Annotated in this window: 12 protein-coding genes; 3 read left to right on the top strand and 9 right to left on the bottom strand. The window is 74.9% G+C overall.

Annotated elements, in window-relative coordinates:
• Nucleotides 1-212 precede the first annotated feature (212 nt).
• The 4 genes from FLX08_RS12030 to FLX08_RS12015 all read right to left on the bottom strand — a co-directional run bounded on the left by FLX08_RS12030 (nt 213) and on the right by FLX08_RS12015 (nt 4,220).
• Nucleotides 213-926, bottom strand: a complete 714-nt coding sequence (locus tag FLX08_RS12030; protein ID WP_142618889.1) for a sensor histidine kinase — start codon at nt 924-926, stop codon at nt 213-215.
• A gap of 415 nt (nt 927-1,341) precedes the next feature.
• Nucleotides 1,342-2,541, bottom strand: a complete 1,200-nt coding sequence (locus FLX08_RS12025) for an NAD(P)/FAD-dependent oxidoreductase (RefSeq protein ID WP_208761403.1) — start codon at nt 2,539-2,541, stop codon at nt 1,342-1,344.
• Nucleotides 2,538-3,113, bottom strand: a complete 576-nt coding sequence (locus FLX08_RS12020; protein ID WP_244312570.1) for an isoprenylcysteine carboxyl methyltransferase family protein — start codon at nt 3,111-3,113, stop codon at nt 2,538-2,540. Before FLX08_RS12020 ends, FLX08_RS12025 begins: the two co-directional genes overlap by 4 nt.
• Before the next feature lie 39 nt (nt 3,114-3,152).
• Nucleotides 3,153-4,220 carry a type III polyketide synthase gene (locus FLX08_RS12015; protein ID WP_142618885.1) on the bottom strand — a complete coding sequence of 356 codons (1,068 nt, stop codon included), beginning with the start codon at nt 4,218-4,220 and terminating at the stop codon, nt 3,153-3,155.
• 116 nt (nt 4,221-4,336) lie between these two features.
• On the opposite strand from FLX08_RS12015, the gene FLX08_RS12010 reads away from it, so the two are divergent.
• On the top strand, nt 4,337-5,503 hold the full coding sequence (locus FLX08_RS12010) for a UbiA family prenyltransferase (protein ID WP_280117093.1): 1,167 nt from the start codon (nt 4,337-4,339) through the stop codon (nt 5,501-5,503).
• 86 nt (nt 5,504-5,589) lie between these two features.
• Here FLX08_RS12010 and FLX08_RS12005 read toward each other — a convergent pair whose 3' ends face one another.
• Nucleotides 5,590-6,747 carry an MFS transporter gene (locus FLX08_RS12005; protein WP_244312569.1) on the bottom strand — a complete coding sequence of 386 codons (1,158 nt, stop codon included), beginning with the start codon at nt 6,745-6,747 and terminating at the stop codon, nt 5,590-5,592.
• Between the two features lie 75 nt (nt 6,748-6,822).
• Between FLX08_RS12005 and FLX08_RS12000 the strand changes: the two genes are divergently transcribed.
• Nucleotides 6,823-7,566 carry an AraC family transcriptional regulator gene (locus FLX08_RS12000; protein WP_142618883.1) on the top strand — a complete coding sequence of 248 codons (744 nt, stop codon included), beginning with the start codon at nt 6,823-6,825 and terminating at the stop codon, nt 7,564-7,566.
• Between the two features lie 9 nt (nt 7,567-7,575).
• Here FLX08_RS12000 and FLX08_RS11995 read toward each other — a convergent pair whose 3' ends face one another.
• From FLX08_RS11995 to FLX08_RS11980, 4 genes are all read right to left on the bottom strand, one after another.
• Nucleotides 7,576-9,141 (bottom strand): DUF2079 domain-containing protein, encoded by a 1,566-nt coding sequence (locus FLX08_RS11995; RefSeq protein WP_142618881.1) that lies wholly within the window; start codon nt 9,139-9,141, stop codon nt 7,576-7,578.
• A gap of 160 nt (nt 9,142-9,301) precedes the next feature.
• Nucleotides 9,302-9,913 (bottom strand): methyltransferase domain-containing protein, encoded by a 612-nt coding sequence (locus FLX08_RS11990; protein WP_208761402.1) that lies wholly within the window; start codon nt 9,911-9,913, stop codon nt 9,302-9,304.
• Entirely contained in the window at nt 9,910-10,572 is a 663-nt protein-coding gene (locus FLX08_RS11985; RefSeq protein WP_142618879.1) for a TIGR04282 family arsenosugar biosynthesis glycosyltransferase, read from the bottom strand. Before FLX08_RS11985 ends, FLX08_RS11990 begins: the two co-directional genes overlap by 4 nt.
• On the bottom strand, nt 10,569-11,213 hold the full coding sequence (locus FLX08_RS11980) for a glycosyltransferase family 2 protein (RefSeq protein WP_142618877.1): 645 nt from the start codon (nt 11,211-11,213) through the stop codon (nt 10,569-10,571). The genes FLX08_RS11985 and FLX08_RS11980 overlap by 4 nt, the downstream gene beginning before the upstream one ends.
• 104 nt (nt 11,214-11,317) lie before the next feature.
• On the opposite strand from FLX08_RS11980, the gene FLX08_RS11975 reads away from it, so the two are divergent.
• Nucleotides 11,318-12,691: a hypothetical protein gene (locus FLX08_RS11975; RefSeq protein WP_142618875.1), complete on the top strand. Its 1,374-nt coding sequence runs from the start codon at nt 11,318-11,320 to the stop codon at nt 12,689-12,691.

The raw sequence follows: 12,691 nt of genomic DNA, 5'->3' as shown, positions 1-12,691 counted from the left end.
CCGGCTGTTGCGGGGACCTACTTGGAGGCCCCTGCCTCGCTATGTGAAGACTGCGCCTCGCTGTGCAGAGGTCCGCGCGCCGCTATGTGGAGGCGCTGCCTCGCGTGTGAAGCCCGGTGCATGGTTGTGCGGAGATCCGTGCGTCGTCATGTGGAGGCCCCACGCGTCGCGCTTTGCGATCCGGGTCGTCCGGCCGGGGAGCGCGGCCTGCGTCAGCGGCGGTCCCCGCCCTTGCGGGGGATTTCGGCGATGAGGCGGAACCAGCCGTCCGGGTCGAGGACCGTTCCCACGACGCCGTCGAGCTCCGCCGCCCTGGTGCGGAGGTTGTCCAGCCCGGTCCCCTCACCGGGCGGGATGGAGGGGTCGACGCCGTTGTTGGCGACGGTGAGCGTCGCCATGCCGCCCCGCACGACGATCTCGATCGTGCACAGGGTCGCCCTGCTGTGGCGCAGAACGTTGGTCACCGCCTCCCGCACCATGATCGCCAGCACCGCGCCGACCTCTTCGCCCAGCTCCGCCTCGGTGGCCTCGACCTTGCAGTCGGTGCCGTACGCCCGGAGCACGGCCCGCGCGTTGGCCAGTTCCGAGGCGAGCGAGACGTCGCGGAAGGATCGGGTCACGTTGCGGATGTCGGCGGACGCCTGGCGGATCGACTGCACCACGTCGGCAAGGGCCGGTCGCAGGGGGCTGTCGTCGTCCGCGAGGCGATAGGCGAGCTCGCTGCGCAGGGTGGCCAGCCACAGGCGGCTGCTCACGAGGTCGTGCACGTCGCGGCCGAACTGCTCGCGCGCTTCGGCCGCCGCCTGCCGTGCGGCCTCGGCCTGCGTGGCGCGCAGCCGGCGCAGGCGCATCGCGAGGACCACCAGCGCGGCGATCGGGAGCGTACCGAGCAGAGCCAGCAGGGTGAGCAGGACGATGTTGTGCACGTGGGGCAAGTGACGACCCTCCAGTCATCCTTGCCGTAACATCGGCCTGGCCATTCGGTACACACACCAGATCTTTGCATACCGGTCGCGAAATATGGCTACTTCGTCAATGTCGAAGTAGGTTCTATTACCACCGCGTAAGGGCTATCCGGTGGTGTCCTAAAAACGGGCGTTCACGAATTGTGAATCCGGTTGTAACAATTCAGGCGGCCATGCCCGTTTCGCATGGAAGACGCGTGAGCGTGGAAACACGGGGGCTGCGGGCTGCGGGGCGGCGGGGCGGCGGAGGTGCGGGGGTGGCGGATGCGGGGATCGTGCGAGGCGCGGGGAGGGCAAGCTCGGGGGCTTGCAGGCGCAGCGGCGATCGCACGAGCGACCGTCGGCAGGAGAACGCCCGCGAGTGCCGCGACGGCGCTCAGGCGAGCGACCGCACCGCCGCCCCGAACACCGCGGGCAGGCGCCGTGCGGCGGGCACGATCATCCGGGCCGCGGGAGGATGCCGCCTGGTCCCCACCAGGGCGGCCGTCAGCAGACGGGAACGCCACGACAGGCGCCGCCAGGCGGCCTCGTACTCCTCGGGGCGGCCCGCCCGCAGGCAGGAGACCAGCGCGTGGGCCGACAGCAGCGCGAGCGAGATCCCCTCGCCGGTGAGCGCGTCGACGTAGCCCGCGGCGTCGCCGACGAGCAGCACCCGCCCGGCCACCCGCCGCCGCGCCCGCTGGCGCAGCGGCCCGGCTCCGCGTACGGGGGTGACGGGAGGGCCGTCCAGCCGGGCGAGCAGGTCGGGGAACCGCGCGAGGTGCTCGTCATAGGTCCGCCGCTCGCTGCTCAGCACGGCCACGCCGATCAGGTCGTCGCCCACTGGAGTGACGTACGCCTCGCCGCCGGGCGCCCAGTGCACCTCCACGAAGTCCGTCCACGGCGCGACCCGATAGTGGCGGCGCAGTCCGTATCTGCGGGGGCCGCGGGCAGGCAGGCCGAGCCCGAGCCGCGACCTGATCGGCGAGTGCAGCCCGTCGGCCGCGACCAGCCACCGCGCGTCCACTTCCCGGCCGGACGGTTCTCCGGCACGGAACTCCTGGCCGAGCGGGGCGCGCACCTCTCGGCCGCGCAACTCTCGGCCGCACGGTTCCCGGCCACGCAGGCCGCACAGCTCCAGGCCGCACAGTTCCAGGTCGCACAGTTCCAGGTCGCACAGTTCCAGGCCGCACAGGTCCGGGCCGCCTGTCACGTGGGCGCGTACGCCCTCACCGGTGGCGTGCACCACGTCCACCCGGCCCGGCACGACGCGGACGCCGAGGTCCCGGGCACGGAGGGCGAGCGCGGTGTGCAGGGCGGTGCGGCGCACGCCCAGGCCGGGGCCGTTCCGGAACTCCGCCTGCACCCGGTGCGGCCCGTCCACGTAGCGGATGCCACGGAACGGCCTGCCGTCCGGCACGTCCACCCCGAGGTCCGCAAGTGCGGCGGCGCCGGTGGGCATCAGGCCCTCCCCGCACGCCTTGTCGACGGGGCCGGTCCGCGGCTCGACGACGACCGCCTCCATTCCGGCCAGCGCCGCGTGGATGGCCGTGGCCAGCCCGGCGGGCCCGCCGCCGGCGACCAGCAGGTCGATCACGCCGCGGTCTCCGCCCCGGCGCCGGGCGCGACCGAGCCGCTGGCCGCGGTGGTGAGGGCGGCGTTCTCACAGCGCAGGCGTACGGCCATGAGCGGCACGTTGAGCAGGGTGAAGGCCAGCGCGGTCAGCCAGGCGGAGTGCACGAGCGGCAGCGCCGCGCCCTCCACCGCCACCGCGACGTAGTTGGGGTGGCGCAGCCACCCGAACCGGTACGGCCCGCGCCGCACGAGCGGCAGACCGGGAACGACGATGACCTGGGTGTTCCACTGGGGGCCGAGCGTGGTGACGCACCACCACCGCAGCCCCTGCGCGGCCAGGACCAGCACGAACATCGGCCAGCCCAGGCCGGGGACGAACGGCCGGTGCGCCAGCCACACCTCCAGCAGGCATCCGGCCAGCAGGCCGGTGTGCAGGGCGACCATCCAGGGATAGTGGCCCCTGCCGTACATCACGCCGCCCCGGCCGAGGCTCCAGCGGGCGTTGCGGCGCGCGACGACCAGTTCGACGAGGCGCTCCACCGCGACGAGCGCGATGAGCAGCACATACCAGGGCGACACAGGCCAGGACAACACAGGCCAGGACGACACAGGCCAGGACGACATGGCTCCTCCCTACCAGCGCAGCAGGACGAGTTCGGAGCAGAACCCCGGGCCCATCGCCATCAGCATGCCCGGTGTGCCCGGCGGCGGGGGCCGCAGGGCGAGGGTGTCGCGCAGCACGTGCAGCACCGAGGACGACGACAGGTTTCCGTTGGCGGCCAGCGAACGCCAGGTGAGGTCGAGCGCGCCGTCCGGAAGCGCGAGCGTCTCGGCGACCGCCTCAAGCACCTTGGGGCCGCCGGGGTGGCAGACCCAGGCGGTGATGTCGCCGGCGGTCAGGCGGTGGTCGGCGAGGAACCCGTGCACGTCGTCGCCCAGATAGGTGCGGACCACGTCGGGCACCCCGGCGTCCAGCACGACCCGGAAGCCGCTGTCGCGGACGTCCCAGCCCATCACGCGTTCCGAGCCGGGGTAGAGACGGCTGCGCGTCCCCACCACCGCCGGTCCGGCCGCATCCGCCGGTAACGGCTCGCGCTCGTCCCCGTACGCGACCACGGCGGCGGCGCCGTCTCCGAACAGGGCGCCCGCCACGAGGTTGGCGGTGGAGGTGTCGTCGCGCTGCAAGGTGAGGGAGCACAGCTCGACGGAGAGCAGCACCGCCACGTGGCCGGGCCAGCCGCGCAGGTAGTCGTGCAGCCGGGCGATCCCCGCCGCTCCCGCCACGCAGCCGAGGCCGAACACCGGCACCCGCTTCACGTCGGGGCGGAAGCCGATCCGGTTGGCCAGCCGGGCGTCCAGCGACGGCGCGGCGACGCCGGTGACCGAGGTGCACATGATCATGTCGACGTCCGCCGGGGTGAGACCGGCCGCGTCCAGCGCCCCCGTGACGGCCTGCGCGCCCAGGTCGAGCGCGGCCTCGATGAACAGGTCGTTGGCCGCGCCGAAGCCGTCGAGCTTGCCGTACTGGTCGAGCGGCAGCACCAGGTTGCGGTGCTCCACCCGGGCACTGGTGTGCAGCCGGTCGAGAAGCCGGCGATCGGCGCCCGGTGGAAGGCAGACCCGCGCGAGCGCGTCCGCGATCTCCGCCTGCGAGTGGCGATGCGGGGGAACGACACCATGGACGGCCGCGATCCGCGTCATCTCACATCCTTGTGCAGGCGAAAACCGTGACAATTCCCTCTTGCCCGTTGGCGGCCGCGGCATACATTTCGGAGCGGATCGTGATCTGTCGGAGATGCCCCGTTACGCTCGAAATTGTGACCGGTTCAGGGGAACTGCCCGAGGACGCGGTGGCCGGTAGCGGCGCGGGCGCCGCCGCGCCGGTCCGGGACGCGCGTCGCGCGGGCTCCTCCTCGGCAGGCATCAACGGCACCGCGAGGGAGGCGGCTGCCGATGGCCAAGGCGTCGCCGGGACGCACAAGGTGACCGGGGCCGCCGGGGTGAGCGGAGCCGCCGGAATGACCGGGGACGCCGGGGCGACCGGAACCAACGGGGCGGCGGGGGTGGCGCCTACCGTGGCCGGGGCGGCCGGGGTGGCGCGTACGGCCGCCGGGCTGGCCCGGGCATGTCACCCTGGTCCGACCGCGGCGGTGACGACCCTGGTCACGGCGCTCGTGGCGGTCGCGGGGTGGGGCCCGGCGGGGACGGCGCTGACCGCTCTCGCCGTGCTGACCGGTCAGCTGTCCGTGGGCTGGTGCAACGACGCCGTGGACGCCGGCAGGGACGCCGCGGCCGGCCGGACGTCCAAGCCGATCGTCGCGGGCCTGGTGTCCGCGCGCACGGTGCGCGTCGCCGCGTTCGCCGCGCTGGCGGTCTGCGTGCCGCTCTCGCTGGCCTGCGGCGTGGTGGCCGGGGCGACGCACCTGGTCGCCGTCGCCGCGGCCTGGGCTTACAACCTGTGGCTCAAGGGCACGGCCGCCTCCTGGGTGCCGTACGCGGCCGGGTTCGGCGCGGTGCCGGTGTTCGTGACGACCGGAACGCCGGGCCACGCCCTGCCGGTCTCCTTGCCGGTCTCCTTGCCGGTCTCACTGCCGGCCTCGCTGCCGGTCTCACCCCCGGCGTGGTGGGCCGTGCTCGCCGCGGCGCTGCTCGGCTGCGCGGCGCACCTCGCGAACGTGCTGCCCGACATCGAGACGGACGTCGCGACGGGGGTGCGGGGCTGGCCGCAGCGTCTGGGCCCGGCCCGGGTGCGGCTTGTCCTGCCGCTGCCGTTGCTGGCCGCGTCGGCGCTTCTGGTTGTCGCGCCTCCGGGACCGGCAGGCCCGGCCCGATGGCTCGCGCTCGCCGGAGTGGCCGCGTGCGCCGCGGCCGGTCTGCTGCTCGCCCGCCGTGTGCCCGTGGCGCCCTTCGCCGCCGCGATCGGCGCCGCCGGGATCGACGTCCTGCTGCTCGCCGCCACGCCGGGCGTCGTCACCGGAGGCTGAGGCTGGGGCTGAGGCGAAGGCGGTCAGACCCCGTGGGGATCGCCGGGGGGCGTCTGCGAGCGTCCCGAGCAGGCACACCTGCCGGCTCATTTGCGAGGAAGCAACAGTCCCAGCGCCACGGCCGCGATCGGCACCAGGCAGAGGACGGTGAAGACGCCCTGCGGCCCGTACGCCTCCGCCGTGACGCCGAGCACCGGCGCGGCGAGCCCGCCGACGCTCACGGCGAGCCCGAGCGTGACACCGGCCGCCGTGCCCGGCCGGTTGGGCAGGTAGTCCTGGCCCAGCTTCACGAGCACGGCGAACGGGATGTTGATCGCGATGCCCGCGAGCACGGCGAACAGCAGCGGCAGGTCGGGCCCCGGGAGCAGGCGCAGCGCGGCGAGCGCGGGTATGGCGAGCAGGCCGCCGATCTGCACGGTTCGCACGAGTCCGATCCGGTCGGCGAGGCGTCCCCCGAGCAGGGTGCCCGCGACCCCGCCGACCAGGAAGCAGGCCAGGGCGGCGCCAGCGAGGCCGCGCCCGGCGTCGAGATGCCTGATCCAGTACAGCTCGATGAAGGTGAGCACGCCGAAGAACGTCACCGACCTGACGACCTCGATGCCGGTGAGGACCATGAACGGCACCCACCTGTCGGTGCCCGCGCGCGTGCCCGCCGCGCCCGGCCGCGCCGACGGCCGGTTCCTGAGCAGCGCGAACGCGACGAGCAGGGCCGGTGGGATGAACAGGACCGTGGCGCCGACGCCCATCGCGATGAGGGCTGGCGTGGCCAGCACCGGCGCGAGGAAGAAGCCGACGCTCCCGCCCGCCGCGAAGACGCTCATGGCCGTCGCGCTGTCTCCCGCCGTCTCCCTGGCCCCCTTGCCCGCCGCCGGGTGGAACATGGCCACGCCGAGCCCGGACAGCAGCACGAGGGCCCAGACCGCGGGGTAGGGCTCCACCAGCCCGGACAGGCCGAGGCCGAGGCCGGCCAGTGCGACACCGGCGGCGGCCAGCCAGCCCAGGCGGAATCGGTCGACCGCCAGGCCGATGAACGGCTGCGGAATCGAACTGCCCAGGGCCGCGGCCATCGTCAGCCCGGAGGCCGCCACGTAGCCGTAGTGCCGGTCGAGCACGAAATAGGGCACGCAGGCCGGCACAAGTCCCTGGTAGAGGTCGTCGACGGCGTGCGCGGCCGCCCACAGCCACATGCGCGGCCACGCGGACGTCGCCCGCGCCGCCGGCGCCTGAACGGATGTCTGTGTCACTGATCGTCTCCTTGAGAGGCTTCGTCGAGCATCCCGGACGACCGTGTCGGCGAACTAGCGATACTCTGCCGAGTCATGTCGGCAACCCGCCATCCCTCCGGCGGCGGCGCGTCCCGCGTGCCGCTGGCCCACCGTGAGCGCATCGACTGGCACGACCACGCCTCCCATCAGCTCATCCATCCGCATCGTGGGGTGTTGCGGATCTCGACGCCGATCGGCGACTGGGTGGTGCCGCCGCATCGGGGCGTGTGGATCCCGGCGGGAGTGGCGCACGCGCACGAGGCTTACGGGCCGACCGAGATGCGGGCGCTGCTCTTCGGCCCGGCGGTGAACCCGCTGCGGCTGGACCGGCCCACGGTCATGGCGATCACACCCCTGCTGCGGGAGGTGGTGGTGGCCCTGACCGGCGACGACGAGCCGACGCCGGGCCAAAGGGCCAACCTCGAACGCGTGCTGCTCGACCAGCTCCGCGAGGTCGAGGCGCTGCCGCTGTGCCTGCCGACGCCGTCCGATCCCCGGCTACGCGACGTGGCGGCGATCCTGGAGGCCGATCCGGCGGACGGCCGTACGCTCGCCGAGCTGGGCGCGGTGGTGGGCGCCTCGGAACGCACGCTCAGCAGGCTGTTCCGCGCGGAGACCGGCATGAGCTTCCCGCAGTGGCGCACCCAGCTGCGGCTCCACCACGCGCTCATCCTGCTGGCCGGCGGCCGGTCGGTGACCTCGACGGCCGCCGCCTGCGGCTACAGCGGCCCCAGCGCGTTCATCCAGTCGTTCAAGCACGCCTTCGGCACGACCCCGCACGCGTACGTGCGCGCCTGAGGCGGCCGGTCACGGCCGGGTGAGCACGACGTAGCCCGCCTCCCGGAACACCACCCGGTAGCCCCGCGCACGCAGGGCCTCGACCCGCGCGACCTGCGCGGCGACCGAGTCGAAGGGGAACGCCCTGGCCCCCACGTCGGCGACGACCCACGGCGCCCCGCGCGGCGTGCGGTCCCACAGCAGGGTCCGCGTACGCGGCGACAGGGCCGGGGCGAGGGAGTCGGCCGTCTCGACCAGCACGCCGTCCGGCACGGCCGCGACGGCCCGCTCGGCCGCGCGGGTCCTGTCGGTCTCCGTGTGGAAGGCGGGCGTGAACAGCGCGCAGAACGAGAAGAACGGCACGAGCGCGAGGGCGGTGGCGAGCACGAGCAGCGCCCATGCCCGCGCCGGCCTTCCGGGCCGCCTAGAAAGGCGAGCCACACGCAGCGCGCCGTCGACCCCGGCGGCGAAGACGATCGCGACGACGAAGGCCGTGTAGTGGTAGCGGGGCGTCCACCAGTTCGGGTAGGTGGCGGCGAGCATGCGTTCCACCAGCTGCGGCAGCAGGGCCAGGCCCAACGGGGACAGCGCGGCGGTGAACAGCACGGGAGCGAGCGTCAGCACGAGCGTGCGCAGCTTCAGCGGCGGATCGGCGAGCAGCGCGACGACCTCGCCCGGGTGTGTGACGGCGTGCGCCACGGCCCGGGGGAGGTCCGGGCCGAGCGTCCAGTACGCCCAGTAATAGTCGGCCCTGCCCCCGAAGTGCGGGATGAGGACCCGCGTCGCCACCAGGGTCGCGGCGACGCCGCCGGCGACGAACAGCGCGCCCAGACACCGGTCGCGAGGACGGGTGAGGAGGAACAGCCCGAACCCGGCGAGCAGCAGGCCCATGTCCTCCTTCACGAGCAGGAGCGCCAGCGCCGCGAGGACCGCCGCCCGCCTGCGCCCGGCCTGGTGACGCTCCAGCATGGCCACCGTGAGCAGCGGCGCGAACGCCACCTCGTGGAAGTCGAAGGCCACCGCCTCGGTAATGGGCCACGACAGGGCGTAGGCGACCGCGACCGGATAGGCGACCCGGCGCCCTTCCGTGACCGCCGAGGAGGCGCGGAAGGCGTACGCCCAGACGAACGGGATCGACAGTGCCAGCAGCACGGCCTGCGCGACGAGCAGGGTCGCCGGCCCGTCGTGGATCCAGTAGAGCGGCGCCAGCAGCGCGAGCGCCGGAGACCAGTGGTCGCCGAGCACGCTGAACCCCGGCCCGAACCCGTTGTGCACGCCCTTCAGCATCGAGACCGGTGCCTGGAAGCGCGCGTACGAGCGGATCGCCTGGTCGAAGATCACCAGGTCGTACGCGCCCGCCCGGAACCGCGCCAGCCTCAGCCAGGAATAGAACGCGTAGAGCGCCGCCGCGGCGACGGTGAGGGCCGCGACCCAGGCGAGGTCCCGGCCGGACACGCTCCCGGTGGCGGGCCGTCCGGCGACGCCGTTCCCTCCGGTGAGGTCGCCGCGCTCTGCTCGCCACCGTCGTGCCCACCACCGTCGTGCCCGCCACCGTCGTGCGACCGTCCCCGCGACCGCGCGCGCGATCCCCGCCATCCGCCCCGTTCGCTTCCGCCTGCCCCCGTCGGCAGGCTATCCGCGCAGGTGCGACGCGGATCGGAACCGCGGCCTCCGTTTTGCCTCATCGGCTCCCCAAACCCGGGCCTGCCCGCGCCGGCCGCGGAGGGGCGTGGAGGGGCGTGGAGGGGCACGGCGCTCAGCCCAGGCCGGAGAACCAGCGGCCGGCCTCGGTCCACACCTCCAGCGGACGGAAGCCGGTGCGCGCGGCGAGCGGCCCGATGTCGGACACGCTGACCCGCGCCCAGGCGAACCATCCGGTGACCCTGCCCTCCCGGCGCAACCGGACCCGTTCCGTACGGGTCGCGGCGCCGGGCGGATCAAGCTCGGCGACGACCTCGCCGCCGGGCCGCAGCAGCTCGCGGGCCCGGCGCAGCAGGGCGTCGGGGTCGCCGCCGATGCCGATGTTGCCGTCGGCCAGCAGCACGGTGCCCCAGCGGCCCGCGCCGGGCACGTGGCCGAACACGTCACGGCACAGGGCCCGCCCGCCGGCCAGGCGGGTGAGCCGTACGGCCCGGGGGGTGACGTCGATGCCGAGCGCCCGCACGCCGCGCCTCGTCAGCGCCACGGTCAGCCGCCCCGGTCCCGAGCCCACGTCGAGAGTCGGGTCGGCGCAGCGGGCGAGCATGGCCTCGTCCCCTTCGGCGTCGTGGAGCCAGCGCCACGCCTCCAGCGGCCAGGTGCCGCCGTCGGCCGACTCGACCTCGACCCGTGCGCCGTCCAGCGACTCGGCGTAGAGGGGGCCGATCACGCGGGGACGTCCGCGCCGAGGGCCGCCAGCGTCGCCGCGAACCGCGAGGAGGGGATCCGCGCGGCCACCGCGTGCGCGTCCGCGGCGGTGTCCACGTCGGTCAGCTCGGGCAGCAGAGCGGTCCGCACGCCGGCGGCGCGGATCCGCTCCATCAGCAGCGCTCCCGTGTCGGGCCGGGACATCGGCAGCCCGGCCAGCAGGGCGGGGTCGGGCGTGCGCTGCCCGAGCAGCCAGAACCCGCCGTCGGCGGCCGGGCCGACCACGATGTCGTGCCCGTCCAGCAGCCGCACCGCCTCGGTCAGCAGTGCGGGGGTGACCTGCGGCGTGTCCATGCCGATCAGCACGACCGGCAGGGGGAGGGCCGTCCACGCGTCGGCGAAGGCGGCGGTCAGCCGTTCGGCCAGGTCGCCGCCCCGCTGCGCGACCACGTCGTACCCCGCGGGCAGCCAGGGCCCCGGCTCGCCGAGCAGGGCCAGCACCCGGCGCGCGGCGGGGACGGCGGCGACGGCCGCCAGGGTGTCGCGCAGCGCCGCCTCCGCGAGCGCGGCGGCCTCCCGCGCGGTGTACGGCGGCGTGAGCCGGGTCTTCACGGTCCCCGGCACGGGCGACTTGGCGATGACGACGAGCTGCGCCCCGGCGCCGCCCGCGGCCGGCGTCACGCCGCCCGCCACATGTCGCGCACCGTCCGCACGGTGCCGCGGACCGTCCCCGTCACCTTCGAGTGGCCCACCCGCGGCAGGTAGTCGACGTCGACCTCGCCGATGCGCCAGCCCGCCTCGCTCGCCCGCAGCACCATCTCCAGCGGGTAGCCGAACCGCCGGTCCCGCAGGCCCAGGGCCAGCAGCGCCGTACGGCGGGCCGCGCGCATCGGGCCGAGGTCGTGCAGGGGCGCGCCGGTGCGGCGGCGCAGCCGCCAGGCGAGCACCCGGTTGCCCAGCCGGGCGTGCGCGGGCCACGCCGACGCGGTGACGGGCCTGCGGCGGCCCAGCACCAGGTCGGCGGCGCCGCTCACCACATCCTCCGCGACGTACGGAAGCTGCCGGGGGTCGAGGGAGGCGTCGGCGTCCATGAAACACACGACGGGGGCGGTCGCCGCCTCCAGGCCCGCGTGGCAGGCGGCGCCGAAGCCCGGCCTGGGCTCGCTCACCACGAGCGCGCCGTGCCGGGCGGCGACCTCGGCCGACCCGTCGGTGGATCCGTTGTCCACCACGATGGCGCGGCAGCCGTCCGGCATGCGGCCGAGCACCCAGGGCAGCGCCGCCGCCTCGTCGAGGCAGGGAAGCACCACATCGATCTGCATGCCGCAGAAGCTAGAGCCCAGGGGGCCGCCGAGTTCTTACGAAGTGACTACGGGGCCGCCCGGAGGGCCCGGACGGCGGCCCCGGCACGCCTACGGTGGCGGTCGTGACGGCACGACAGGGGGCGCCGGCGGGGCGGCAGGAAGCGCCGGCGGATCAGCAGGGCGCGGCGGTGCATCAGCAGGGGGCACTGGCGGATGGACGGGCGGCGACGGCGCGGCGACGGGCGCTCACGACGCGGCAGCGGGCGCTGGTGGTCTGGGCGGCGCTGGTCGCGGGCGCGTTCGCGGTGGGCGGGCTGCTGCACGCCCGCGGGGGGCTGCGCATCGACCATCTCCCGCCGCTGCACGCGCTGGCGCGTCTGCCCACGCCCGCGCTGCTTCCGGCGGTGGTCTTCGCCGCGGTCGCGGTCCCCGTGCTGCCCCGGCTGACCGCGAACCTGCCGATGCGCGCGGCGCTGGCGGCGGCCTTCGCCGCGTCGCTCGCGTGGACGGTGCTCCTGGCGGTGTCGGGGGACGGGCTGGCCTGGCCGTTCACCCACCCGCAGGAATACCTGGCCGGGCTCGGGGCCGTGGGCGACGATCCCCTCGGCTGGCTCGCCGGGTTCACCCGGGACCTGCCGGCCTATCCCACGCACGTACGCGGTCATCCGCCGCTGCCGGTGCTGGTGCTGTGGGCGCTGGCGGCCGCCGGGCTGCCCGGACCGTTCTGGGCCGCCCTCCTCGTGGTCGTGACGGGGTGCTCGGCCACGGTCGCGATCGGCCTGACCGTGTGGCGCGTCGCGGGTGAGGACGCGGCCCGGCGCGTGCTGCCCTACCTGGCCCTGTGCCCGGCGGCGGTGTGGATCGCGACGACCATGGACGCGTTGTTCGCGGGCGTGGGGGCGTGGGGGACGGCGCTGCTGGTGCTCGGCGCGCGGCGCCGGGCGGGCCGGGTGGTGCTCGGCCTCGGCGCGGGGCTGGCGCTGGGCGCGCTGCCCTACCTCAGCTACGGCATGGTGCCGTTCCTGCTCGTCCCCCTCGTCGCGGCGGTCGCGGTGGGAGTGCCGCGGACGACCGTGGCCGCCTGCCTGGCCGGGATGGCCGCGGTGAGCGCCCTGTTCGCCGCCGGGGGGTTCTGGTGGCCGGCCGGGGTGCTCGCCACCCATGCCGAGTGGGCGGCCGATCCCGGCGCGGAACGGCCCTACTTGTACTTCCTGGTCGCCAACCTCGCCGTGCTCGCCCTGGTGACCGGCCCGGCCACCGCCGCCGGGCTCGTGGCGCCGGGACGGGCCCGCGACCGGATCCTGCCGCTGGCGGCCCTGGCCGCGGTGCTCGCCCTCGACGTCAGCGGCGTCACCAGGGGCGAGGTGGAGCGGATCTGGCTGCCGTACGCCCTGTGGGTGGCCGCGGCTGCCGGACGTACGACAGACCGCCGCCTGCTCGTGGTGCAGGCGGCAGTGGGTCTGCTGCTGCAGGGGTTCGTGAAATCTCCCTGGTGA

This window comes from Microbispora hainanensis, from assembly GCF_006874475.1.
Classification (GTDB): domain Bacteria; phylum Actinomycetota; class Actinomycetes; order Streptosporangiales; family Streptosporangiaceae; genus Microbispora; species Microbispora hainanensis.
Note: the sequence above shows the minus strand (reverse complement) of the source record. Positions and strands in the feature narration are given on the sequence as shown.

What these genes read in the sequence shown, in the direction of transcription:
- FLX08_RS12015 (WP_142618885.1), bottom strand. Translation starts at nt 4,220, where the DNA reads ATGACGCGGATCGCGGCCGTCCATGGTGTCGTTCCCCCGCATCGCCAC.
- FLX08_RS11980 (WP_142618877.1), bottom strand. Translation starts at nt 11,213, where the DNA reads ATGCAGATCGATGTGGTGCTTCCCTGCCTCGACGAGGCGGCGGCGCTG.
- FLX08_RS11995 (WP_142618881.1), bottom strand. Translation starts at nt 9,141, where the DNA reads ATGGCGGGGATCGCGCGCGCGGTCGCGGGGACGGTCGCACGACGGTGG.
- FLX08_RS12000 (WP_142618883.1), top strand. Translation starts at nt 6,823, where the DNA reads ATGTCGGCAACCCGCCATCCCTCCGGCGGCGGCGCGTCCCGCGTGCCG.